At 46.2% G+C, this 26501-nt stretch carries 19 protein-coding genes; all 19 read right to left on the reverse strand.

Annotated elements, in window-relative coordinates; translation table 11 throughout:
- Window positions 1-82: 82 nt before the first annotated feature.
- Window positions 83-2719: a hypothetical protein gene (locus BMX44_RS03745; protein WP_090628234.1), complete on the reverse strand. Its 2637-nt coding sequence runs from the start codon at window positions 2717-2719 to the stop codon at window positions 83-85.
- A complete protein-coding gene (locus BMX44_RS03750; protein WP_218143916.1) occupies window positions 2716-4116 on the reverse strand; it encodes an ATP-binding protein in 1401 nt (466 codons plus the stop codon). Before BMX44_RS03750 ends, BMX44_RS03745 begins: the two co-directional genes overlap by 4 nt.
- Window positions 4080-9020 (reverse strand): contractile injection system tape measure protein, encoded by a 4941-nt coding sequence (locus tag BMX44_RS03755; RefSeq protein ID WP_090628239.1) that lies wholly within the window; start codon window positions 9018-9020, stop codon window positions 4080-4082. The genes BMX44_RS03750 and BMX44_RS03755 overlap by 37 nt, the downstream gene beginning before the upstream one ends.
- The gene (locus tag BMX44_RS03760; protein WP_090628241.1) at window positions 9001-12138 is read right to left on the reverse strand and encodes a hypothetical protein; all 3138 of its coding nucleotides are present in this window, start codon (window positions 12136-12138) and stop codon (window positions 9001-9003) included. Before BMX44_RS03760 ends, BMX44_RS03755 begins: the two co-directional genes overlap by 20 nt.
- On the reverse strand, window positions 12125-12472 hold the full coding sequence (locus tag BMX44_RS03765) for a hypothetical protein (RefSeq protein WP_177167663.1): 348 nt from the start codon (window positions 12470-12472) through the stop codon (window positions 12125-12127). Before BMX44_RS03765 ends, BMX44_RS03760 begins: the two co-directional genes overlap by 14 nt.
- A gap of 1 nt (window position 12473) precedes the next feature.
- Complete coding sequence (locus BMX44_RS03770; protein ID WP_090628246.1) at window positions 12474-13292, reverse strand: hypothetical protein; 819 nt, start codon at window positions 13290-13292, stop codon at window positions 12474-12476.
- Window positions 13264-17166: a baseplate J/gp47 family protein gene (locus tag BMX44_RS03775; protein WP_090628248.1), complete on the reverse strand. Its 3903-nt coding sequence runs from the start codon at window positions 17164-17166 to the stop codon at window positions 13264-13266. Before BMX44_RS03775 ends, BMX44_RS03770 begins: the two co-directional genes overlap by 29 nt.
- Window positions 17163-17306, reverse strand: coding sequence for a hypothetical protein (locus BMX44_RS16735; protein ID WP_177167664.1), 144 nt, complete (start codon window positions 17304-17306; stop codon window positions 17163-17165). Before BMX44_RS16735 ends, BMX44_RS03775 begins: the two co-directional genes overlap by 4 nt.
- Window positions 17293-17715 (reverse strand): GPW/gp25 family protein, encoded by a 423-nt coding sequence (locus BMX44_RS03780; RefSeq protein ID WP_090628250.1) that lies wholly within the window; start codon window positions 17713-17715, stop codon window positions 17293-17295. The genes BMX44_RS16735 and BMX44_RS03780 overlap by 14 nt, the downstream gene beginning before the upstream one ends.
- A 77-nt stretch (window positions 17716-17792) precedes the next feature.
- Window positions 17793-18092: a PAAR domain-containing protein gene (locus BMX44_RS03785; RefSeq protein ID WP_090628253.1), complete on the reverse strand. Its 300-nt coding sequence runs from the start codon at window positions 18090-18092 to the stop codon at window positions 17793-17795.
- 24 nt (window positions 18093-18116) lie between these two features.
- Window positions 18117-19907 (reverse strand): type VI secretion system tip protein VgrG, encoded by a 1791-nt coding sequence (vgrG, locus tag BMX44_RS03790; protein WP_090628255.1) that lies wholly within the window; start codon window positions 19905-19907, stop codon window positions 18117-18119.
- 8 nt (window positions 19908-19915) lie between these two features.
- Window positions 19916-20605: a CIS tube protein gene (locus tag BMX44_RS03795; protein WP_090628258.1), complete on the reverse strand. Its 690-nt coding sequence runs from the start codon at window positions 20603-20605 to the stop codon at window positions 19916-19918.
- Complete coding sequence (locus tag BMX44_RS16740; RefSeq protein ID WP_177167665.1) at window positions 20606-20770, reverse strand: DUF5908 family protein; 165 nt, start codon at window positions 20768-20770, stop codon at window positions 20606-20608.
- A 14-nt stretch (window positions 20771-20784) separates the two neighbouring features.
- Window positions 20785-21252 carry a phage tail protein gene (locus tag BMX44_RS03800; protein WP_090628261.1) on the reverse strand — a complete coding sequence of 156 codons (468 nt, stop codon included), beginning with the start codon at window positions 21250-21252 and terminating at the stop codon, window positions 20785-20787.
- Window positions 21253-21307: 55 nt separating this feature from the next.
- The gene (locus BMX44_RS03805; protein WP_218143917.1) at window positions 21308-21724 is read right to left on the reverse strand and encodes a phage tail protein; all 417 of its coding nucleotides are present in this window, start codon (window positions 21722-21724) and stop codon (window positions 21308-21310) included.
- Window positions 21725-21837: 113 nt separating this feature from the next.
- Window positions 21838-23340, reverse strand: coding sequence for a phage tail sheath family protein (locus tag BMX44_RS03810; RefSeq protein ID WP_090628267.1), 1503 nt, complete (start codon window positions 23338-23340; stop codon window positions 21838-21840).
- A gap of 113 nt (window positions 23341-23453) precedes the next feature.
- Window positions 23454-24314: a hypothetical protein gene (locus BMX44_RS03815; RefSeq protein WP_090628271.1), complete on the reverse strand. Its 861-nt coding sequence runs from the start codon at window positions 24312-24314 to the stop codon at window positions 23454-23456.
- A gap of 84 nt (window positions 24315-24398) precedes the next feature.
- Window positions 24399-24983 carry a Pvc16 family protein gene (locus BMX44_RS03820; protein ID WP_090628274.1) on the reverse strand — a complete coding sequence of 195 codons (585 nt, stop codon included), beginning with the start codon at window positions 24981-24983 and terminating at the stop codon, window positions 24399-24401.
- Between the two features lie 34 nt (window positions 24984-25017).
- On the reverse strand, window positions 25018-26493 hold the full coding sequence (gene dacB / locus BMX44_RS03825; RefSeq protein ID WP_090628277.1) for a D-alanyl-D-alanine carboxypeptidase/D-alanyl-D-alanine endopeptidase: 1476 nt from the start codon (window positions 26491-26493) through the stop codon (window positions 25018-25020).
- Window positions 26494-26501: the final 8 nt, after the last annotated feature.

Here is a 26501-nt window from a genome sequence, read left to right on the forward strand (position 1 = left end):
AACATTTGATCGTAATATAACCAGACCTGCTAGTAATCATGTGGAGCGTCCTGTTGATATCCATTCAACCCTTGATTTCAAATTATGCAGCTACTCTACGTATCGGTCTGGAGGGTTTCCTGGCGGCTGATTGCTGCCTTCTATATACAATAATACTGAGCAAAACGCCAAGCAATATCACCGTGATCAGCGGAATGTTGCCTTCTGCAATCGTTTCGAGATTGGGGTCGAACAGCAACAGCAATAACGCAATAGCCAAAGTCGGAATAATCGTCACAAACAGGCTGATAATAAAAATCTTTTTGTGCTTTCCGTGAAAACGGCACGAATTCAAATAACTGATCAGCAAAATCAACGACAACACGCCCAACACAATCAGGGCAACCCAGAAAAAGCTCCGATTTTCGCAGACAAACCGGTCAAGTGCGGTGTCCGGCTGACCGTTGCGGTCGGGGTGTTGAAAATGTCTGACCAGGCAACTGCTGATGCCCTTTATCTCCTCGCACCGTCCGGACATTTCCGTTTTCAGCACCGGTTCATTCAGCGGTAACGGCCAGAAACCCACGCCGCCAAAATTGTCCTTGAAATAAACAATATCATCTTCCAGCTGTTCCCAGTTTCGGCCGTCAAATTCGATAACCGGAATGATATTGCGCAAAAACAGGCCGCGTAAAATACCATACAACCCGCTATTTTCAATATCTAGCCTCAGTCCTTTCTTGGCCTTTGTCGTCGGTTCTTCAAGTAGCACCAGAATTTTGGCATTAAGATCGTCGCGGATATCAACCTGCTGATACGAGCTGGCAGCATCATTAGCTTGAATACCCGAAATACGTTCAAGCAGATTAAAATACTGATAAAACCCATCTCCCAGCTCGGACTGCGACACCATAATGTTGACAAAATAATTATCACCCGTTGCCTGTAGCCGTTTTGTCAACGTATCATAAAAACTGTTAAACAGGTCGATCGACACTGCATCGTTCGGGAATCCTCTGAAATCGAGCGTGACGCCATCGCCTTGCGTTGCCAGGTGAACTGCGCCAAATGTCAGTCTGGCATATAGATCATTCAACGGTTGCGTGAGTAATTGATAAATGTCATCAGCAAGTGTGGCAAAGATATTCGCCTTCTGGTTTGAATCGAGTGACTGCCATTCTTTTGCCCAGTATGACTGATCTTTGTATATAACCCAGTCCACTTTACTGTTGTGTCGGCGGGCCGTCTGGATAAATGAATTTTTATCAAGAAACTGTTTCAGGTCGAATGTATTATTATCATCATTGACATGGTTAATCGCCCCGCCGGCATCAAAAGACAATCCATGATAAGCCACCCGTGACAAAACACTGAAATTGACTATTTGCCGGGTATCACTTGCCAGCCAGTAAGGATAAAGACCGTAAACCGTACCAGACAGTTCATCCAGCACACATCCACAGCCATCGCCGTCCCAATCCAGTATAGCGGAAGCATCAAAAACCGGTCTTTTTTTATATAGCAACGCAACTGCCGGACGCACAACATGCTCATAAAGACTGCTGATAAATGCATCGACATCGCGCTTCTCTGTTTCGTTGCATGTTCCGGATCGCTCACGTAACGCATTTATTAATTTCAGATGTTTGCGAATCTCGGGCATTCCATGGTACATCTGATTGTTGAGCAGATCGGTTTCCAGCGCCAAAAACGCTTCATCGCTGATTTTGATGCCCAGCGTGTACTGGTTATGCAAGAGTGCTTCCTGACAAACTCCAATGCCCGCAAAAATTTTAGCCTGCGCCGCTTTGTCAAAAAGTTCCGGACGTGGATAAACTGTACCGGCAAATTCATTTTCAAGCAATTCAGCAAGAACAGGATTCAGGGAAGCCATGAAAGGATCGCCGATCATTGCCTGGTCAAGAAATTTTATAAAATCCTGTGTAATCACCGGCGTTCTGTTACGGTAGTAACGTTTTACCAATGGGGACAATCGCTGAAACAGATCCGGATAGGCTGCCAGGACGTTAGAGACAGCCGTTTCGAGTAATGCGTAATTCTCGTACTGTTTGTTTTCCAGCTTAAGCAGCGCAGCCATTATCTGTTCCTTGCTCTGCAACAGCACGAAATCATCGGCTGTTAACTGATAATAGTACATGGGCGATGCAGAGTAATCGGGATTGACCCCGATAGAAAATGGCTCACTTAATGATCGATAGCGATACACAAGGTCCAGCAATGCCTGGTGAGAGCCCTGTCGCCTGATGTAATAATCCAGATCTCTTTGATAACCGGGCAGCCTGTCGTTCCAGTCGGCGAATTCAGCACTCAGAAGAATCGCCGTTTCTTGTGGAAACAAGTTGGCAAATTCAGCAATGCTTTCAATCCGGACAATCAGTTCATCGGCGTAATCACCGATCGGTTCGATTTTAAAATCGTGGGTAAACCGTTGCAGCCAGAACAAAGTCACCGGACCCAGGAGACCGTCTGTCAGCGGCTGGTTACTTAACTGGACATCTCTTTTCCAGTTCAGGTCCTGTTGATAAATAACAGCGAGGTTCTGTTGAATGCTATAAATGGCGGAATGCTCGAGCTGGTTGAATCTGGATCGATCCAGCAGCCGGTCGAAGTGCTGATCGCGATCCAGCACATAGGGTACATCATAAGCATAAAGCGTGACGCTGCTGCCGGTTATCAACAGTAACCAGAGGAGCAAGATTCTGAAGAATTGCAATCTCATTGCGTCCTTCCTTCTTTTAACAGTTCTTTTCTGACGCCGTTTACCAGATCATCATGGAAAATTGTTTCCCGGTTCATTCGTACCGCCTGAATTGCGGCGTACCGTACCGCATTGGTGATACCTCCCCCGGAAAGTACGTATTTATCCGCCAGTTCATTTAAATTAACATTTTCCAATAAGCGGCTGTTCCCTGTAAACATACCCTGCCACAATCGCAGGCGCTGTTCTGCATCAGGCAACGCAAAATGAACAGAAGTCTGGAAACGGCGCGCAAAGGCTTCGTCCATATTCGTTTTTTGATTGGTTGCCAGAATCACAATGCCCGGATAATCTTCTATACGCTGTAACAGATAAGCGATTTCCTGATTGGCATAACGGTCGTTCGCGCTACTGGTTTGCGTCCGCTTTCCAAACAGCGCATCTGCCTCATCAAAAAACAGAATCCAGCGCTTGTTACCTGCCTGGTCAAATACATTCGCCAGATTTTTCTCTGTCTCACCGATATATTTGGAGACGACCATTGACAGATCGATCCGGTACACATCGATATCCGCCGCTTTACCGATAAGTGTTGCAGTCAACGTTTTCCCGGTTCCCGGCGGACCGTAAAACAATACGCGATAACCTGGTCTGATATTTTTCCCAAGGTCCCACTGCTGCAATATCTTTGCTGAATGCTGCAGCCAGGCGTTAATATTTTCGATTTCATCCATCACTTCTGCACTTAAAACCAGATCCTGCCAGGTCAATGAGGTGGTAATCAATTTCGCCGGAAAATGCATTGTATAATCGGGCTTCTGATTTTTTCCGGTTGTCATGCGCCCAAGGTATTCTGCCGTGATTGTTAGCGATGCACTTAAAAAAGGCTCCCCATTCGCCACCTGGGCAACTTTGATAATTCCATTTTTTGACAAACTGTGATCGGCCTGAAACAGTTGCAAGACATCAAACCGTCTTGACAGATCCTCACCAGCCAGTAAAAAAACTGCGGTTTCACACGTTGGGAGAAAACCACTGTGAAACTTGCCACGCCATCCTCCAAATTCTGTAAAACCGCGCGCAAGATCCTGATTATTCATCATAAAAAAATCCAGCGCCTGCGGCTGCAGATGCGGCAGCAATGCCAGAATCACAATCAGTCGTTCCTCGAAGCCCATACCGGTTTCCCGGATAATTTGCGCAAACTCGGACTGATCTGACAACAAGTCAGGGGCGCTGATCGCGTATATTTCATCGATGTCGGTTTCACGACCGAAATAAAGATCGAAGCGTGCTTTAACTATGGCCTTGAACCATTTGACCTCCCTTTCTAACGATTCAGCGTTTAATTTATTCGACATTGACAAAGACGCTTCCATGCTTATCGCCAGGCAACCTGAATCGCCCGTGTCATCCATTTGTACTTAATAACCGAAAAACTCCATGGTAATTGATCAAGCAGCATATCAAAAGGCCCGGGCTCAATCGTCAGGGACCACATATCCTCCTGCAGCAGCAACCGCCCTCTTCGCTGCAGAAAAGTTTCGCGTAGACCGCTCATCGAAGTTTTTCCCAGTACCTTCCAGTTCTGGATGATACCGTTCAGCAGACTTTCTGCTGTTTCCCGTTCCTGTGTGTTCAACTGAATGTTACGGCTGACAGGCATGACCACAGGAAGACCACATAAAATCTTGTTCAGAATCAGTTGATATTCAGGAAACTGCGATGCCTCATTGACTATGAACTGCAACAGATGTACGGCGCGTTCTATTGCAGGCGCATTAATTAGCCCATCATTGTCAAGCCATCCCAGTCTTCCAAAAAGATGCGGCAGATACGGTGCCGCCAGCACAAGTCCGGCATTCTGAATAAAGTATTCATCGCCGCACTCATCTTTTAATTTACCGCTATTCGAATCGAACACAGCAGGTCGCTTGAATTGAACATCCTGAGCGAGGTTTGGTGATAAAAGGGGGGAATTTTCGGGTTTCTTGACTTGATTACCCGAAACGCTGCCGTACTGAATCAAAACACCCTGTAATAAATGCTGCAGTACGCTAGTGTGCTGTATTTTCCTTACTGTATCTTTCTGCTCATATCCCTGCTGTTCGATTAACAGCGCCTGATTCCATATTCGTGCCAGTCCTAGCGCATCTCCGTCGCCAGCCAGATCCTGTAACAAGGCATATACAAACTCAAAAGTGACCGTCGTTTCTTCAACCGTTTCATCAGATTTACCGGCATGCGAAATTTCAGATAACGCCTTCAGCCCGCTATCCCATATTTGCTGCCTCCATACATCAGGCCCTGGCTGTTTAATATTTTTCGTATATTGTCGGAAAAATTCCGCATGCGATAACCAGTCAGCCAGAATGAAGACTGATTGCGGCGAGACGGTATATGCGACATCGATCAGGATAGATTCAGGTAGCTTTTCAATTAGTTTTTGACGCGACACTGCATTGTGCACCAATGCCAGTAGCTGTTCGCGCAGTGCCAGTGTTGCATCGCTTTTACTTAAACCTATGAATTGCCCGGCATACTGTTCCGTTCCAGCGATGCCCGCCTGTTGAAGTGCCGAACGAATCCGTTTATTGATTGGTTCGATGACATGTTCTTTCGCAGTTGTAGCTACCGTCTCGACAGATATGACACTATTTGTGGTTTCGGACTGTGTGACAACGGCTTCCAGATCGACCGTATCGTCAAATAACAGTTTTTGAAGTATGAGCTGAAAATATACAGCGCTGTTTCCAGATTCTGGCAAATGCGACTCGATTGCTTTAATGAACAGTCGGCGGTCTTCATCCTTCAACTCAGAACTGCATTCCAGCAATTCCTGTACCAACGCTCTGGCCCTGGTCTCCGTCAATGCGGCAATCACGAGCCGACCGTCTTCCAGGGCCAACCTCAAGTCTCGCTTCAAAGTATGGGGATCAGTCGTCTGCAATTGCTGAATCAGATCAATCTGTTCATCTGTCGGGAAGTTACACTGTTCTGGCGATCGAAGCGAAAATATCGCATCCTGCACAAAGTTATAAAACACATTTGTTGCATACGCATACCGCTCATCCTGCAGTTTATTTAACGTCTCACTCCAGGAACACAATATCGTTACTGCATCTTGGCCTTCCGACTGACCTAGCGCCAGCGCCCGAAAAAAAAGATTCGTCTTAAAATTTCTATGTAACGACGTGTCTGCCAAATAACGTAACGCGTGATTCCATAGCTGATTCAACCACGCTGCGTCCGGCCTGTATTGCACATTTTCATCATACAGCAGTAGCGTATCAGCGTGACGAATCAGTTGCGCAAGGATGAAAGCAGCCTGGGGTGACAATACATAGCTTATGTCCAGAAGCGTAGATTCGGGTAAACGGGCAATCAGCTTTTGCCGCTCATCCTGTTCGAGCAATAAATCGACTAGCTGCTGTCTGGCGAATGCGATCTGGTTTGCCTCAAACCGATTTAAATCCAGCCTGTTAATTCCGGCTTGTCGCAGCGTTATCAGCAGACGGCTCAACAGGATCTCTTCACACGGCTTTTGTATAAATAATTCATTTTCAGTAAACAGTTTTGGAATCTCGGGCTGAATTTCCGGTTCTTTCTCTGCAGCTGAAGAAACCAGAGCTTCCAGATCGATATCTTCGTCATACACAAGCTTTTTCAGCACCTGAAAATAATAACCGGCACTATTATCGATATGTCGCGCATGGCTGTCGATAGCTTCGGCGAGTGCAATACGGTCTGCACGGTCAGATCCCGGATACAGATTCAGTATTCCGTGTATCATAGATTTAAGATCGACTTCAGGTACTGTTCCCGTATGCAAACGGCCGTACTCAAACAATGTCCTAAGTCGCCGCAGTTGTTGCGTATAATCATCTTTAAGAAGCACCGCTATCTGGCGTATTTCCGCAATTACCTTGATTGCCGGCCGCTCAGTCGATGCGGCGAACAGAATATCAATCAGGCTGTTATCAGGGTCCATTTCTACAATACATTCACCTTGCTGTTCGCGTTGACGGCGCAATCCGTATTGCCAGAACGTCAATATCGCTGCGCCGTTACTATCTTGCGACATTCCCTGTGTCATTGCCAGGCAGAAGTCTACAGCATCAAAATCGCTGTCCGGGAAATCAAAGTTCTGTGTACGCTGTATAAAATCCAGAACATTGTCGAACAATCGTTGTCTCCAGGCTGAAATATCAGCATCCCGAGGATTAACGGTCGATTGGTAAAGCGTATTCGCATATGTCAGTGTCTGTGCCAGGATTTGTGCGGCGTACGGCGATATTCTGTAAACCATATCAATCAGAGCGGGCTCAGGCAGCTCAGCAACTATTCGGGCACGGGCCAACTGATCGGAAAGCAGTGTCAGCAACCATTCCCGGTTTGCCAGCACATCCGCGAAACGGAATTGCGCAACAGACGGTTCTTTTTCGACGATTGCTGCGGACTTCAGGGCTGAAACAATTCCACTGGTAACGGGATCACTTGCATCGCCTGCCCAATTAGAATCTACGGAGCCCAGGTCTGCTGATGTTGACACATGATTGTAAGCGCTCGTTGAAATTTGAGCCTGTCTCGACTGCTGTTTACCGTGCAAATGATGTACCGCCTGGCCGTCTGGCAAGAAATGTTTCTCAAATGCCGAATACGCCATGGCATCAGCAACGATAATCTGCAGAATACGTAAAGAATATCTGTCTTCGCTGGAATGGGTCAGTTCCAGCGCTTGATACCAGGTTTGCAGGATTGTTGTATTGTCTGGCTCGTCGTACAAACACTGCGTCAGTGCGCGCGCAATACCGGCTGCAGCCAGCGTATCTGTTGAAGTGCCTGCCAAAGACACCGTGGTCACAAAACGCAGTACACTCTTCCAAAAGCAGTTTATCCAGTCGTCAAACGAAACAGAGATACTGTGCCTTTGATTCTGGGCATATCGATAAAACCGTTCGGCTTTGAGAACAAACTGCCCGACGATAAATGCAATTTGCGGAGACTGCGCAAATAAGATATCCATCAAAACTGTCTGAGGCAGTCTGGCTATTATCTGATCACGAGCCCTGGTATCCTGCAAAATGGTTCGCAATCGTTGTTGCAGGCCCGATATATCCAGCGGTTGTTCATTTGCCGAATCACTAAACGGTGCACTTATGCCGGCATGCTGCATCGCTGTGAAAATACGGCGATATAACCACCTAGACAGTGACAGGCTTCCGGCGACTGATGTATCTTTTTCGTTGCCGGATCCGTATATTTCATCCTGACCATTGCCTGTATGTGTTGCTTTGATCTGTTCGGATTCAGTCAAATGTTCAATTGTCGCACGTTGTATTGCAGACGGACAGTCCTCCTGGAAACCGTGATCTGCAGCTTGCGACAGAATCACCGACAGCTGTTCAGAATCGTCATGAACACGTGCGGTCTCGATCAGTCTGTCTAGCAGGAGGCCTGCTTCTTCATGTAACATTGGTACAACGATCATTTTCAGATATTGCCGAATCAACCGCGAGAAACGCGTTGATCCAGGCAGAGGCGACTGACTTGTAACATCATCAATGATCCACGCCCACAGTGCCGTCATTACTTTGTTGTATCGCTCAGCGGGCAATGCTGATTTAGACAGCATCGTTTGGATTGATTCAATCAGACCGAGCTGCAACCTGTGATGTTGCGGGTCCATTTGATACAACACAGACCTGAGCACTGCCGGAGAAAACTGCTGAACCATTCGCCATACAAACAATGTGCGATCTTGCTGTGGCATTTGCATCAGCATCTCTCGCAACGCGCTTGTTGACACAGCTTCCTTCAGCACGCGTTCCATGAGTTTTTCATGCCAATGTACATCGTTCGTATCGATATACCAGGGAAGACTTCCGGTCAGCATAAATTGTTTCAATTCCTCAAAGCCAGACTGGATCAAACTGACAGGGATTACATTATCTGTTTTACCTGATACTGATGTGGTGGGTATGTGCAATAAAGGTAGCGTCACTAAGTGGTGATAACTGGATTCCCTGGCCTGTTTCAGCTGCAGACCGAATTGTTCCTGAAGTATTTGTACAATCTGGTCTGGAAAATTGGCTTCGGAAATCGCCCCGAGGTCAAGAGTCACCTGATTAATTCGCAGCACCTTGTCTGCCTCATCATGCTCGTTCAACACGACTTCCATGGCCGGCAGTAATGTACGTACGATCCAGTCGCTCAATTGCGATTCATGTTCGGGCTCTACGGTATCGGCAGCAAACGAAAAATCGAAAATAACCTGTTCAATAACATGTACTGAAGCACTGTCATAACCAATAGTCGCCATCTTTTTCCTGTTTGTATTTCAGTAGAAAAGCAATCAACGAATCCGATGCCTGGTCAAGCCTGGGCAGAATTTTGTCATCCTGGTCACGACTATACTGCTGGAGACATTGCAGCCAGATTCTGTAGCGTTCCTCGAAACTCCGTATGTTCAGAAAATTTAACCAGTAAAAATCTGCAAAGACATGTGCAGGCAAATTTTTTTGTATGATTTCCTCGGCAAAATACCTGAATGCGGTATCAGAAAAACACGCTGTCCAGGATGGTAAAACAATGCTGACACGACAATTAAAGAAAGTGGCATCGACACCCGGTCGGGTCAATGACTGGTTTTTACGCGGGCGCAGCAGTATATGCTCGATGATATGAAAATTTTCGCACTGCCGATTCAGTACCCGCATGATGTTGCAAAACCGGTGAACATAAATCACAGCTTCTTCAAAAGAAGGTTCCTTGGTCAATATCCAAAGCCGGGCATCGTGACCGGATTTGAAACACACAGCCGTCCTGCCCTGCTCCAGGCGAAGCAACCGGTAATTTTCCAGTTGTATGCCTTCTTTGAAAATTGAATAACTGAAAATGGGCAACTGTGACGGCAGTGCCGGATCGGGTAATTCTTCAGGATAATCGCTTGTCTTATCGGGAACGGCCTCGCTTTGTCCGGTATCGCTTACCGATTTGATTTTGTCAGCCATAATTTGATCGGCTACCAGGCGACTCTTTCTATCAACCAGAATATCGGATATCCATACTGGACTCTTGGCAAGCTGCAGCCCTAACAACAAGCCAATTTTTAAATGCAAAGCGGGTGAATTTTCCAACATATCGGCTGTGTAATCCCTTGAGCCGGAATGTGAATAATCAAATCCGACGCATCTGTCCTTACTGATACGGTCAATCGATTTCAGATAGCTTATTTTCAATTCAAGAATCCAGCTGGATGAATCTTCCTGACGGTAATAATTGAAACGAAGCAACTGCTGGTGTTCATAGACTTCGCCATAAAGTGCCAGCAGAATATCAAGTATGCGGTTTTTGCGTTCGACGGGGTCATCATATTGACTTTGAATATCATTTATGATCATCGGTAGAGATACACCGCCGGTGGCTGTTTTCCCGGTGTAAAGCGGTTCGATATCAGGCACTTTGCTATTGTCAAGAAACTGAGAAAAATAAGTCTTCGGGACACGCTGGTCGGGGGAAAACAAAACCGGGATCTGCTGCAGACCCTCCAGGTAATTTGCCATGAGCTGTTCGAACGGAAACAAATAGGCTTTCAGTTGCTTGGCTTTTGCACGAACGTCCGCCGGTTGCGAACGTGGCACGCCTTCTTTGTTAATTCCGTAAATGGCCGGAAACTGATGCTGTATCGAATAATAGTGGTTAAGTGGCCTTGACCGGCCATTTGGCTGTGGAATAAATTGTTTAACAGATTGAGCGTTGCGCCTGAATGCCTGGTATTCAAAGACCAGTTTTTTCAGTTCTCGCTGAAACTCATCAAAAAAAACAGTATCTTTCCAGTGAACGGCCGTCTTGAATGTGCTCGCCGACGCTAATTGACCGGCGGTCTCATCGTACGGCAGCGCAAGATACATGATCTGATTGTTGACGTTTGCGTGGGAATAATACAGAACCGGAAAAACATGTTGCGACAACTGGTCATTCAGATCTGTTAACTGGTTCCCGGCTTCATCTGACAGGCCAAGATTGCGGATTTGCACAACACCGCTAATTTCACGAATACATGTCATCAAATCAACTACTGTGATGATATTGCGTGGTATTGTCATTGACGCATCACGGATATAACCATGCTGTGTCAATGGCCCGGAAAAAATTGTTTCATAATGTTCATTTCTGGCTAACACATCACCGTAATGTTCGATCTGTATACTCGATGAAATGTAACGCGAACATCTGAAAAAAATTTCAGCATAAATTTTAGCCGGATGCTGCTGTGGGCGGACTTCGATTTCTCCCGTTAAAAAAAAAGGTTTTGTTTCGACCATCCGGATTTTATGTATGTCCTCACAAAGGCTGCGTTGCGCGCAATACACTGCATGTATTTTTTTCATCACACCCGCTTCAAAAAAACCCTTGATGTCGTTCTGCACTTTTTTAAGGCAATTCGTCACATCGCACAGGATACGTTCTGTTTCAGCAAGCGTAACAGTCAGTCGTGGCAACACGTTTTGCATTACGGAAATCAAATCGTCCGGTTTATTGAGCGGCATATCCAGTATTGCATATATCTGCTCATATTCCAGGCGCGGCAACGGTGCTTCGAAATATTTTTGAAGCTCAGACAATTGCGAATCAAGCTGTTTGATGCCTTCCAGACTGAAGACCTGTCTGTACAAGAGTCCGTGAACTAAACCGAGTTCCTCATGAATAACCAGGCAACTTGTCAGTTGCGTTTCCAGTCGCAACAATAATTCACTGGATTGAACAAGATAGCCCTTGATTGACTCACTCTGACCGTGATGGAATGTATCACCGGTACGGCTCAGCCGCTTACGCCACCGCTTCAACAGGTTTAACCTTGTCTGCAGGCCTGTACCGATCTGTTTATTCAGACTGTGCCAGTGCATTACGCTAACCTTCAGCCTAGTAATCTGTTCTACGATCGGTTCAAGCTTCTTTAATGATTGTTGAACAACACCTTCGCTACTGACCTGCAATATTGCAGGATCAATTTTCACATATACAGTATAAAGCCCTGCCAATCCGGATATCGGATCTTGTTCGTATTGTGCAGGTTTGAACCAGATGCGGTCGATTTCGGGTACCGCGTCATACAAGACTTTTTCAAAATCATTTTCGGTTACAGCTGAACTGGGAAAAATCTCATACGGTGGAAAAAGTGACTGCCGTGCATAATCAATCGAACCGTCACGACCTGTCAGATAGTCCGAGACAGGAAATTCAGAACGGTAGGATAAATCGGTCAGCGCATAACACAGCTGTTCCAGAATAGTTACGCCTGGATCGTGAAGATTATAATCGGTCCAGTTGTCGCCACATAAATTCTGAATAATTGTAAGCGCGTCTTTTCTGAACGTTTCAAAATCAAGCGCATCCGGGTCGCTTTGATTACGATTAATCTGCTCAGCGGTCTGCATAGCTATGTGAAACAGAGCCCGCTTTGTCGTTGTGTGTCCGATGCTGGTGTTCCATTTCCGTATTCAGTTTGTCCAGCAGTTGGTGAACGTGTTCGTAAGGCAGCTTTCCAAGCGCTTTGATTGTCAAGAGCAACTCCTGCTCGGTGAACATAAACGGTTTTTGCGCTGTTTTATCCGTAGCCTCAGCGAATTGATGATGCGCCTGCTGATTCAGCTTACCGATTAATTCGAATACCGTTTTGAACGGACATTCTGCCAATGCCGTCAGTATCAGATTACCCTCTTCCATAGTAATTTTTACCGACACAATCCGGTCTGACATCCTGCTCTTCATTTTATGGTTTCTTTCTCGAAGTCGATACAGGCATTGTTTCGGGTTTCACTTCACTTTCGAACATTGCTGTATCTTCCCAAAGCCGGGTTAAATGATATCTGACCCAAATACCGTTGCCGTAGGAAATACCTGTACGCAATTGCAAAACGAATTCAAAGTTGTCACTCTCAGTAGAAACAGGCTCCCAACGCAGCTCCAGTTGATTGCATTTGGCGCCGTAATGCGCCTGATGATAACTGATATGATTTCTGGCATGGTACGTACACAGCGCAAATGCGTGCATCAGGGCGTATTTTCCATCTGCATCACGACCACCGACGCCCGCAACAACCTCAAATGCCTGACAGCCTGTCAACACACCGCTGATATCGTACCATTCACTGTCAGCAGGCACTGCAAATTCGTCCTTTTTCCCTACTCTGCCATGGGCAGCAACTGTACCGGCCACATCCAGCTCATATCGAGGACGCTCTGTATTAATGCCGACGCCTACGCGCACCGCCTCGGAGTTTTCTTCCGTTTCTCCAATGCTGTGCAACGTCAGCACATTCGGATTGAACTGATTGCCAATTCTGAGATTGGATGTTGCTTTATCAAGTCCCACAAACCATAACGGGCTGAGCGTCTCCATTTTCTGATAGAAACTCATTAATTTTCCGTCTCCAAGCTGAAAAATTCTCAACCCGTCTTTGACTGTTTTATCAAAACCGTCATCAATTAAATTAAGTGTCGAATCAATCAAGTCGGCAAACGCAGTCTCTGAAGGCATGCTGCCGTTCTTGAATTTGGCTTCAAGTGTTTTTCTGTTTTGTTTTGCCATTTCTGTTCAGAACTATGAATGTACTGCCGATTTCCAGTTCACCAATACCGGTAACCTCCGGTTCTATAGTCGCAAAGCTGTCATCGACCTCGATATAATGCTGTCGCATCGGCTCGGCAATACTCCAGGGATATTTCGGCACAATACCTCCAGACGTATCCTGCGGCGCAGGCTTTGCCGCACTATCGAACAAATCAAATAATGCATCGCCATCAGGTGTAATCCGTAACATGGAAAAATTCGTAACCCGGTCAATGTATTCAAGCTGCTGTATATAAGATTGCATATCATTCTTGCCGATACACCACCCAAAATGCTTGGTATATCCGACTGTATCATGCCATGGAGATATATAATCAGAAATTGCTTCATTCAATTTTGCAAGATGCAGACCACTTGCGTGACCGTCTCTGAATTTGACCGTACACCGAACCTGTATGGTTTCGTATACAGGATTGACATAATGAATGCTGGCAAATGGCGGCACATACTGCTGAATAAACCGTTTCATTTCATTAACCCGGTGACCGCTCAGCCATAACTGCCTGCCATAATGCACCTGTTTGACCGGAAAAGGGAGCGCTACAATCGTCAGGTGTCCCGCTTTCAGACAGGGTCGGATTTGGCGATATCGGGAATCGTATTCAGGCATCAAATTAGCAAAACATTTCACTTTGAAAATCTGTGGAAAATTCGCCAGTATCAGTTGTTCATAATCTTTTGGCAGCAACGCACGGTTCTTGTGACGCAACCGTTCACTCAGGCGCGTTCGCATATCAGTTTTACTTTCTGCCGAGCGTCCGTTAACTGAAGATTGCAGTTGCCAGACACGTTCAAGTCCTGGAATAGACTGTTTGGTCTGTTGAATGCTGTCGACAGGCAGCGGGCTGAACGTCATCATTTCCCGGAAAACAGCGGAATCAACCTGCCGGTTTACCTGGATTGCCTGCGCATGTATCGAATACAGGCTGCAGAATTTTTCCATATCGTGATCCGCTGAAACGCGTAGCCAGCACACACCAGCTGGCAGAACAGTATTGTTCGTATTGATCTCTGCAGGTACATTTAAGGTAACGATACCGGAGGTCATAAATCCGAAAGTCGTATCCGACACAACATCCCGGACCGTTAACGGGAGCCATTGATTTGAGGACAGAGCGTACCATTGCAGCTGTTCGATTGAATTGTTTCCTGATGGTAACGAGTTTTCACGCAAATGAAAATAAAGTGTCAGCAGGCCGCCCTGCTCAAATGCGTCCAATCCGATTAGCAGGTTACCGGAATAGACATACTGCGGTAACAGTGAGACAAATCGCATCGGTATAGCGTCTGAATCCTCCCAGCCCAGTGGATGCAGATGAATCAGCTTATCCTGGTGCACCGGCAAAGCACCGTCATCCGGATTGCCAATGGTCAGCCGCGTTGTCGCCTTATAATTGACCAGTATGGATGTAATCACAGGCGTATAAGGTGCATTGGGCTCTTTTTTAAGCAGTTTGGGAACGCGCTGCCGGGTGTTGTGTGTCAATACACGTGCCAGCAGCTGCGGGTATTTCTTATGACCGAAAGCATCGGCAGGTGAAACCAGCGTAAATTTAAAAAATCCCTTTTTACTGGAAGGTGTATAACTGAACTGGGTTAACACCTGACGGTAATCCATCGGGCTCCAGTAAGGTATCAACGAATCACAGACAATCTGTCTGGAATCATCAAGCGCATTTGATGCCTGACGCGCTTCCTGAGCCCTGAAAAGGGTATCGGTAATAACAGGTACCCTGTTGCCCGGAAGCCATTGACCATCAGTCAAGACAGTCATGCCTACAAGGAAATCAGTGTGCTTGTCCGGTCCGTCATAGCCTTGGTAGTATGACTCAAACCCGCCGATACCAGCGGGTAGCCCTCCCCATTTGAATTCGATGTTGAAATGTGTCAACTGCTTGATAGAAGCCTCGGCGCAACCAACCAGCCAGTAAGAACCAACCTCTGGCAGCGGACCAAAGGGATTGAAAGATGCCTGTGCTGACAGCTGACCAAGCTGGTTATGCAATGTCAGGGTACGGTGACCACTGACAGATACATCAATATCGATCCAGTCTACCGACAGCTTATTAAGGATACTGTATGGATACAGATAACCTCGCGGATTGAGCAGCAACCTGATCACAGGCAGCTCCGTGTCATAATTCTCGCCATGCACCACTGAAGAATAAGGCGACACGGCCGGCATATCCGCTGTCAGCGTGAAGATAATCCGCAGACTGTTTTCATTCATTGTGCTGTCAACGCCTGCATAGACCGGAATATACTCATCAACCGGTAACCAGCCTTCCTCACCGGATACGGCAACAACAAAGAGATTTCCAAATACTTTAAAAAAAATATCCTGTATTTCTGCGTCGCTGTAATCAGTATCGGCCTCTTGGATACCTGATGATTTCAAGGTCTTTGCAATATTGCCGATCCAGTGCCTGAGTGTGTTTTGTTCCATTCCAGCATCCGGTTCGGTAAAATTGAACGTGATGCAAACCGTTCTTTTTCCTTCCTTGAGCAACAGTATTTTACTTGCAAGTGCACAACCGATACGCGCATGTGTTGCAGAAAAAGTTTCTGTTTCGGTTATTTTGGATGCGCCCAGTATAGGATAAGCAAGTTTGTCGCCGAACGATATGGCAGTCTCTTCACAGCTTGCAGGAATTGCATTCAGCCAGCATGCCGTTGCCAATTGTCTGGTTTTTTGTTTGCGCTTATGGGGTAAAACAACGACTTCCTGCAGAACGTTCTCCGGTGAACTGAGTAAGTCGCGCTCGAAAAACAAAGTATGAATAGCGCTGACCCGGGCACCGTGAATGCGGACATCATGATTGCTGGCATACTGTATTTGCCGTTTATCCTGGTCGAGACCAGCGAGAAAAACAGTATTTTTGGGAATAAATACTGTATGTCTGGGATTATTCAAACGGGCGACGACGTAGGTGAGGTCTGGCACAAACGGATGCGTCTGTGCGCCAAGGATCTGCTCATAATAAAAATCGATAAAGTTCGATGTAAACCGGTTGATTTTTTTTTGCAGCCTTTGAAATAACTGCAAAAATGTTATCAGCAGACCTGCACCCGGATCGTGACGCTGGCTGTGCAGCGAAACTGACAGCAAAGCGGCCGCTCTATCCTGAACCATTTCTATGGCTTTCACTATTGAAAAGAAACCTGAACGCAGCCGGACTGGTACTGACGACTCATCAATCATATAGTTCGAGTCCGAACTATATTGATCGGCATCTGAATTATTCACCAGGTTGATCAAATCACTGGAGAAGTATTGATCAAGTGGTTCTTCGGGCAATGAATAAGCAATATGCCGTATCAATAATTGCAAGTCAGTTTTGAGCCCGGCGACTATTCCTTCAACCAGTTGATACAGTTCATGACCTATACGGCTTTGCGCCGATTTGAGTGAGATCAGCCAACGATCCAGCAATCCAGTGGCGTAATGGGCCATTATAAACTGATACCGATATGCTGCAGGCAATGCCGTATAAAGAGAATTTATCACATGATTCTGCATCATTTTAGCTGGAAACTGACTCGGTCTGTACATTGACCCCAGCCTGTTCGTATCGGTTGACAGAATCATCGCAATAATCACAGTCTCATCGGCTGTGAAAAAAGTTTTCCAGTTATCGTCCGGTTCATTATTCAAATGATAAAATTTCATCATTTCGGCGTAATCGACAGCCATAGCCAGCAACGCATGAAAACGCAAATCAAATAGCTGGAAATAATCCTGATCCAGCGCCTGCAACAGGCGACAGGATTGACTTGTTCCGTCCCGGATACGCAGACGAATGTCGGCCACCAGATCAGAACGATATTTCATTGATACAATGAACCATGTGTCTTCAGATTGATAAAACCGGGCCAGGACAGGCCGCTAAGCACAAGATACAGCCTGTCGGCATATTGGTCGATTGCCATTTGGTCAATAATGCCTGTAGCCTTGTACCTAGATACGTACATTGGTACCTTCGGTAAAATAGAACGGATACACGATATTGTGCCGGTTATTGGTGGATCGAACGATATAGGTTATATAAATCTGAATCAGACCATTCGCGCGATCGTTCTCATTTTCACTATCCACGTCTATATGCTCAACAATGACGCGTGGTTCAAAAAATAAAATCGCTCTTCTGACAAGGTCGGTTATCACGGTAATTTCCGTCTCGTCGATTTCCTCAAACACATGTGCTTTTAACCCGCAACCGTAAGTGGGCTGCATGATGCGTTCGCCTGGATGCGTTGATAATAAAATATACAGGCTTTCACGAATGTCCTCTTCTGCAGACACCCGTTTGACGCTACCATTGATATTGAACTGCGGAGGAAAAGCCCATCCTGTACCTAGAAAGGATTTGTCTGTCGCCATGTTTGTTCTCGCTACATTACGTTGTTCAGGCACTAACAAACCTGAACAATGGTGTTGTATCGCGTTAAGCCGGCAAGCTAACCGCCGATCATTACAGTTGGAAGGCCTGTTACGATACTGCCTCCATGGGCTGTCGTGTCCCCCATCCTGGCAGCGGGCCTGCCGCTGATCATTACGGTTGCTGACCCTTTGACTATACTGTCCGGCGGACCAACGCAAACACACATATCGCCCGTCACCGCCGCCGGCAAATTGCCAATCAATACAGTTGCAACACAAGGGCCGCTGATCGGTCCGCCCACATGTGGAATGGGCGGCACACCCGGTGTTTGCATCGGACAGGTATGCATATCTGTAATTCTTGCAGCCGGTGGCATTTCAGTTGACCTTATTATTTTGTTTCAGTTAATCATCACCATGGCCCCCTTAACCGTTGTTTGACCACTTGCCGACAATTCTGCCGTTGCATTGCCTTTAGCAACAAGACCGACATTGGCCTGATGGTTAATGTTAAGCCCTGTGTTGTTAATATCTGCCTGTGCAGTCACTTCGACATTGTTGACGGCATCAATAGTTACCTTGCCTTTCGCACTGATTTTTATGTCTTTGGGACTGTCGAGAGTGATACCGCCGGTATTCAACTCCACTTTGTTACTGTTCTGGTCCTGTAGCAGTATTGATTTCTGCTCATCACTGATCACTATCTGGTTATTATTCGGTGTAATCAGCGTAATTATTTTCTTTTCTTCATCAAATTCGATTTTTAGCTTGCTGCGTGTAACAACTGCCTTAATATTGTTTTCCGCCGTTACCTCATAGGGCGGTTTTCGATTGCTGCTATACATACTGCCTAAAATAACCGGATACGCCGGGTCATTGTTCAGATAACCAAGTATGACTTCATCGCCAATCTCAGGTATGAAGAAAGCGCCAAAACCTGTGGAGCTGTAGTAACCGGCCAATCGTGCCCACACACCTTCATTCTCAGCCTGCATTACGGGTATCGATACCTGTATTCTGTATTGACCTTCCGGGTCGGTATCCAGCTTTTTCACAACACCTACCTGCAAACCACGAACACCCGGCACAAGCCCTGCGGCCAATGGCGCCTCGACAGAATATTGCTCGGTGAACCATTTTTCAGAAAGACCAAACTGTATTTCGCTGACCCAGTTTCCACTGACAATCCTGTGCCTGACCTGTGTCACAAGCACATTACCATTAAACCGGTCATTTATGCCCTTGATTTCGATCAGTGTGCCAATTTTTGCTTTGGCACTGCCCTGAAATGAGGCGCTACCCTGAATTCTGGCAAGCCCGGATTTGATCTGCTGACCATTGGCCCAATCTGAAAGCGCAGTATTGTCAAGCGGTGTATCGGTCTGTAAACGGAAATACTCCGGTCCGACAATTTTGGCCAGTTCTGCGCTGTCGATATTTCCCTGGCTGTTCAGGCTGACCGGGCCGGACTGTGCTTCCGTAACTGCCTGCGTAGCAGGATCCCATGCGGTTGCCTTAACCGTACCGTATTGCGCAAAAGCATCGAGGTCGGCATCAAATGCCATCAAATCGATTCCATAAGTCAGTGTCAATTGGGCTTCCCCTGTCACCTGTGGCGCTTTGACACTGATGGTGCCAGCATCGACTGCCACCAGACAGCCGTTTACTTCCGCCCGCGTCAGTAAAAAATCCCAGTCAGTACAGTAAAACTGCACTACCTCCTTGAACTGTGTGCTGGTTGCAGAAACATCTGCCGACACATCTTGATGACCATTAATCATCTGTGTCATGATATCGCTATCTTTGGCATTGACATAGTTAGCATTCTTTCGACCAACTGTCATCGCTACGGCCTGATCCTTACAGTATACGATCAGTCGAGAATAGTTATTGCCATCGATCTTGATACTGTGCCTGATGACAATACCTTTGAAGATCCTGGTCTCCTTGTTGTCATAACCACAGGCCAGCTCAACGACAGCACCTGGTTTGAATACGTCCTGGCTACTGACCGGAAATTCATTATTCGGCATGTCTCCATCGAGAATAACAATTCTGGCCGATGGGATTTTATTAACGCAATACTCAATTTCTACCGAAACAATCTGGATTGTATCTGCAACCGCTTTCCCGTTGCTGGTCAGCGAGAGAGAAACTATACCCGTACTATCTTTCAATGGAGAGTCGGCCATGGCGGATTTTAATTAAGTGGCGGAAACCGTAACAGCGTTCCCGGCTTTAGGTCTCGAAAATGAGTCAGATTATTGACACGCGCGACTTCCGGGTAATAAGCACTGTTCTGATAAATCCGATAACAGAGCAGTGGCAGCGTATCACCTGCCTTGACTTCTACCTGGTGCGTCAGATCCGGTGACTGATTATCAGCTTCCTTGGCAATTTCTTCACTGCTTTGGTACTCGATAAACGTCAATGTCACCTTGGCGCGCAGCGGAACGCCATTGGGTTTGAAAAGCGTATAATCAAACTTCAAAGATTCTACCCGACCATAAAACAGAAAACTGCCCCATTTCAACTGAACAATCGGCGCTTCGTGTTTGCTGCCGTCATAGGTATAGATCACATTACGTAACAGCTCTATCTGGTTTTTAACCGAAACAGGCTGATTATCCGATGACCTGATAACACCGGTACCGTCAAGTATCAATTCCCTTAGAACAATTTTTTCCGGATGACTGACATCATATTTCGTTTCAGTTCCTGGCTGGCCCAGTACTTTGTTCTTTGCGTATCTCAGACTTAAAACATGTTCATAGCCGGACGGATTAATCATTGCTTCAAACTTTTTTTTGGAGCTGTCAACACTGATCCTGCCGTCTGAACTGACTGTACAACGCGATATCGTCAACAGCGCTTTTTTCTGATTCGCCATTTAGCGCTCCTCTCTTTCGCGCATGATATCCTGAATCAAATGACGGCATTCAACCATCAATTCTTCCTTTAATGCATTGCGTTCCTCGTCAAAATCCTGCGATGTGTCTACAGTACGTTGCACGATATTCGATTTAATAAGTAATTGTTTGATTTCTATTGGCATCTTTATGGCTCACATCAGACAATTCGTTTTAAAAAATTATAGTTCAATACTATCTTTTCGATAGCCACCTCGTTTTTGGTCGAACCAAAGTTTTCAATTTCCCATTTCACGGGAAAAGCTGAATCAAAAAGCCAGCCGCGTATCGGTGTCTTGTCCTCGTTCATTAAAAATACACGGATAACCTGCGTTTCAATTGCCGACACGAAATCACCCTCCAAAACAGCGATACACCATTTCACCAGTGGTGAATCTTTTGGCGCAATGCCACGCTTTAATTCCAGATTGGGATGTTTGATTCCTTTCGGCAATTTATAGGCAAAGCGGTTTTCACCACCTTCTACTACTGTTTCCAAATCAATTTCCGTAGTTATACCGGACACTTCCTGAAAAGAAGTATCTGCGTTCTCATGCGTGCCACCGAACATAACCTTGAAATAAAACGCAGAAGGCGGATAAATTGTATTCGAAGATGCATCCTGCATTTTTCAGTTCATCCGCCTTGCCATGCGTAAAACAGGTAAGCGCGCTGTCGATTGATCAGCCATTGGCAATTGTCAGTCCTTCATGAACAATCTCAATGGTTTCAATCGCCACTTCGTTACCTTCCGATTTCAAATCAGTACCAGTGATTTTGGTAGGCCAAGCATTCGTCAGTGTCCACACCATTGTGGCATTGCCACCCTCATCCAGCAAACTGATGGTTACCGGTAGCCGTTTGATGGTATTCATTTTAATCTGTGTAAACCAGTCCCAGAATTTATTATCACCCTTGAATACACCCTTCTTCATGGTGATATTGCCAACTTTTTTCATACCGGGCATCTTAATGACTGAAAATTCAGGGCTGTCGCCATGCCGGTATTTGATCTCCTCGGATTGAATATCAAGACCGCTTACTTCCTGAAATGACATGACCTGCGAATCCCATTTAACCTGAAAATAAAATTTTGGCATGGGCCAAACTGATGTTGACTGACTTGATCCATCATCTGCCATAGTTCACCTCTGTCTTTAAAATATAAAAATAATGTACGTTGCTATTTAATCAATTTTTGTGAATACACATCTCATGATTTCTGCATTTGCTGCTGGAACGTAATCTCAATAAACTCAGCCGGGCGGCTCAAAGCAACCAGCACTGTAACACGCAGCATACCATCGAGAATATCCTGCGGCGTCATGGTTTCTCCAAGACCAACATAAACACCGAATGCGTCATCGGGTGTTGCGCCGGCCAATCCACCGCGTTTCCAGATACTGATTAAAAAATTGTTAATCATGCTCTTGATCGTTACCCAGGTATTGGAAACATTTGGTTCGAATACATAAGCCTTGGTGGCCAGTTTGATCGATTCTTCCAGCATGATCATGGTCCTGCGCACGTTGATATACCGCCAATCCAGGCTATTGCCATCCAGTGTCCGCGCTCCCCAAACCAGTGTTCCTTCACCGATAAACGAGCGTATGGCATTGATCGATTTACCAGCCGTGGTAACGTTCAAATCTTCCTGTTCGTCATGAGTAATCTCCACCGATGGTGAAACCACGCTGTTTATACTGACATTCGCCGGTGCCTTCCAGACGCCGCGGGAATTGTCTACCATTGAATAAATACCCGCCATGGCAGCAGCAGGAGGCAGCAAATTCAAACGGCTTCTGACGGCCTGCAGGATTGTTCCGTAAATCGGACTAACAACATTCAGGGTCTTGTGTAATTCTGGATCGTCTGCAGTTGATATTTTTTTGATTTCCGCCTTGATTTCGGTTTTTTTTGCGTCGATCAACTGACTGTTGTCGACTTCAGCATCCAGGAGTTCTTTTAGCGCATCCGGATTGGCAATATTAGTAAAACTTAATTCGCCAGGCTGGACAATTGATGTATTCAACCAGGGATAGTAAGCCGCGGCAAAATCCAGAAAACTGGTCCCGAGCTTATTACGAAAATTATCGATGCAGTTGCCGTCAGGATCCTGTTGGTCCCTGTAACCATTATAGACATCGAGTATTCCGAATCGATTCTTCATCGCGTAACCGCAGTGTTTAAGAACCGCCTGCTGCAATGCTATACAATCATCTTCCTTGTCGATTGACATGGCGTCTGGAATGACCACCATGGTAGGTTCCTGCTCTTTTAGCAGTACCTTGACACCGCCCTCAAGCTTGGCCTTATCGATGGCACCTTCCCCATACTTGCCAACTGAAATGATATAGCATGCCCCACCGCCATTCTGAAAGAAAAGTATCATGCTGTAGTACAGCAAAAACCTTTGTTTCTGATGCACCAGGTAATATTCCTTTTCATTACTGGAAAAATCCGCCTCTGCCGATGTTTCATCCTCGGGTTTTTCTTCCTGAATTTCAAACTGCGATTTGGGTGCACCGCCGAAATAACTGATGAACTCCGACATTGAAGAAATACGCCATGCTTTGTTTAACAACGATTTTCCCTGGTTGTCAGCACGCTCCGTATACCCGATAAATGCAGGCACCGCAGTCGCAACTTCCACTACGGAATTAGGAAACGCATTCTTTTCAACAATGTAAACACCTGGTGTCTTGTACTGCCCCATGATTTGCTCCTCTAGTTTGAATAACTGCGCCTTTGTCTACGTCTTACATTGATTAACCTGGACTGATTTCAAAAAACAGCATGCAGCCGAGAATCCGGTCATTACCATGTTATTTAATGTACGTAAATTTCTGAAATATGATGCATTTTTCCGTTCACCGTGTCGCCATGCAAATGATTGACTGAAGCGTTCGGCAATCTATTAATCAGTATCTTGTCCCCTCGATTCTGCGACTCTCTGAGTTGCAATCGCTGTTGCGGCAGTTCGTGCATCTGTATTGCTCGTGTTGATTGAAGCATTCTGGCCGGGTGATTGCCGGGCAATATGATTTTTCCGATTTCTTCAAACATTAACTTACTGTCCAGATCCCGAATATACAGACTGCGTCGGGACAAGTCCCCCATCAGATAATATTTCCAGAGTGTCTTGCTGCTTGTAAACGAAATAACAAAATTACGCACGGCCTCGGAGCCCTGACCCGGTGTTAGTAATAAACTTTCGGTGAGCATGGTGAACTGAACGATGAAGCAGGGGGGCACATGATAGTCTCGCGATTCAAGGCATTGTCTTATCCGGTCCGAACCTGAATCTTGATAATCACGCTCGGACACAAAGCGTTCACGATGTAACAGTTGTTTTCCATCCGTTTTTATAGCGGACTGCTGATTGTCAAAAAACAATAACGCGTTCGAGGATGGCCTGGCGGGTGCTGTATACCAAAAAAAACTTGGATCTCTCGAAAATACCTTGAAGGTAAATGACAATTCGTCTTCAGCGTACAAATGCAGGCGATCGATTTTGTCTGTTTCAAAAAAAACAGAAAGACGATTGGCAACTGTTTTTAACAGAAACCCGGGGCGGTTGAGAAGGTGGACCGTTTTCACCGTTGGAACAAAATTAAGTGACTTGCAGACATGATCGGTGAAATACATATGCTCTACAGAAACATTAAAAAGCAACTGGTAGGCATTCATCGGTTTGATTCACGCTCCATTGTAACTTTGGCTCACCCTCTGAGATTCTTTTGGCCACACTGTAAATGCAAATGTTGCCAGCTGTCAATTATTACCCATAGGCGGGACCGAAGATTCCGGAACAGTCACAACTGGCTGGCGGCCGATGATGTCTTCCGAATCGAATGTAACCATGCGCACGCGGTACAATATCGAAGGCATATATTTCCCGCCTAAAGTGCTCCATAAATTGCTCTGATCCTGTACTGACAAATTTTCTATATCCAAGACCAGTTTCTCGATTCGTTTGTCCATCTCTGGCACCGTATGATGGCTAAACATCGGGTTTCGCTGAAAAAAACTGATCGTACTGGATAAAAACTTTAAGGCCTCGGCGTAATTGTTGCCGGTGAAGTTTGCAGTCATCATGACATACAGATTGAAATGCAGTGCGGTGTTGCGTTGCAGGGCCCTTTCGCCAAAGCCCTGGTTTCCCCCCAGTGAGGCCGACACAGCATCTTTTTCAATATTAGTTAAAAAGATTACAAGTTTGTTATGTATATTTGGCGCAACGCTGCCATCCATTTCTAACAGATTGGAAACAATCGCCACATCTTCATTAACTGCATAGGTTCGTTTCAAATGCTGATTGAGTTGTCCCGCCAGCAGCTGTATTGCCAGGTTAATCATTTAATTTCCTTATTTGACGGTATCTTGACACACGCTATCGGTCAAAAACCCACTGCAGCAGTGCATCCATTGCATCGCGAGAATTTACAGCTTGCGGGTGATTAACAAAAACGACGACAACGATACGCTGTCCGGATTGATCGAGCATATAACCGGCCAGCGCCCGGACGTTATTCAGTGTCCCGGTTTTCATATGCGCAAGACCACTGACCACCGTACCGGCAAGTCGGCCTCTCATGGTACCGTCAACCGCTGCAATCGGTAAAGATGCAATAAATTCAGGCATCACCGGACTGTTAAAAGCGGTTAACAGCAATTCTCCCATGTGCCTTGCGCTAATCCGTTCAATTCGCGATAACCCAGAACCGTTTTCGATAACCAGTTCGGGGAAAAACAGCTGTTTGGATGCCAGCCACTGTTTCAGGGCGTGCTCGGATTTGTCGAGTGTAGCCGGGGAGCGTGTGCGATTTGTCGAACCGGCCGTTCCAAGTGTCAAAAATAACTGGCGTGCAGCAATATTGTTACTGAATTTGTTAATGCCGCGTATCACCTCAGCCAGAGGCGGTGAATAATAGGTCTTGATATGCAACAAATCTGCAGGCGCTTCTGCCATAATGACTTCGCCATCAAAAACGCCGCCCTGCTGCGACCAGAAACGCTTGAACAAATCCCGTGTGTATGTTGCGCTGTCATGCAGGCCCAGCATGATAGATTGCCTGCCACAGCGCGCAGAAAAACTGCCATTTAGTATTATTTGCAGTGAATTGTTGACTGTTTCACCATGCTGAATTTCAACGTCAAGATAATTGCGCCAGCCGCCCCCACACGCTTTGTCGGTGAGCTTCAAATTGTTCACAACGTGCAACGAATCGGGTATCGGATCAGCAACCACTCTGACTCCTTTCTTTTCGATATCCGGCATGAGATGAAGCGCCGTGGAACGATAATTGACCAGCAGTGCTTCAGGCAGAATGTTATATGTTCGGTATGGCTCACCGTCAAACGCACCGGGATCACTTTGTGGAATATCGTAATAGCTATGATCCAGAACCAGATTGCCAGTAATCTGTGCCAACCCGGTCTGGCGCAGACGGTGAATCAACAGCCAGAAATGCTCCAGGTCCAGCTTTGGATCGCCATATCCCTTGATAATTAGATCGCCATGCAGGGTGCCATCGGATATTTCACCGTGCGCAGACAAAACAGTTTGCCAGGCATATGCGGGCCCAAGAATTTCGAGCCCGGCATAAGTCGTGATCAGTTTCATAACAGACGCCGGATTCATGACGGCATCAGCATTCAATGCAAGAACGGGGTGCGGCGCTCCAATTTTATGCACATAAATGCCGACAGCTGATAGCGGGATACCGGCTTTGCCCAGTTTTTGCTGGATTGTTACAGGAAGTTGTTCTATCGCTGCGGGATCAGCTTGCTGTTCGGCGGCCAGCGATAACGGCATACAGATCAACAACAAGACTCCCGTCAATATGCCCAATTGCATGTATTTCATAGAAACAG

This window comes from Nitrosomonas marina (assembly GCF_900110145.1).
Taxonomy (GTDB): Bacteria; Pseudomonadota; Gammaproteobacteria; order Burkholderiales; family Nitrosomonadaceae; genus Nitrosomonas; species Nitrosomonas marina.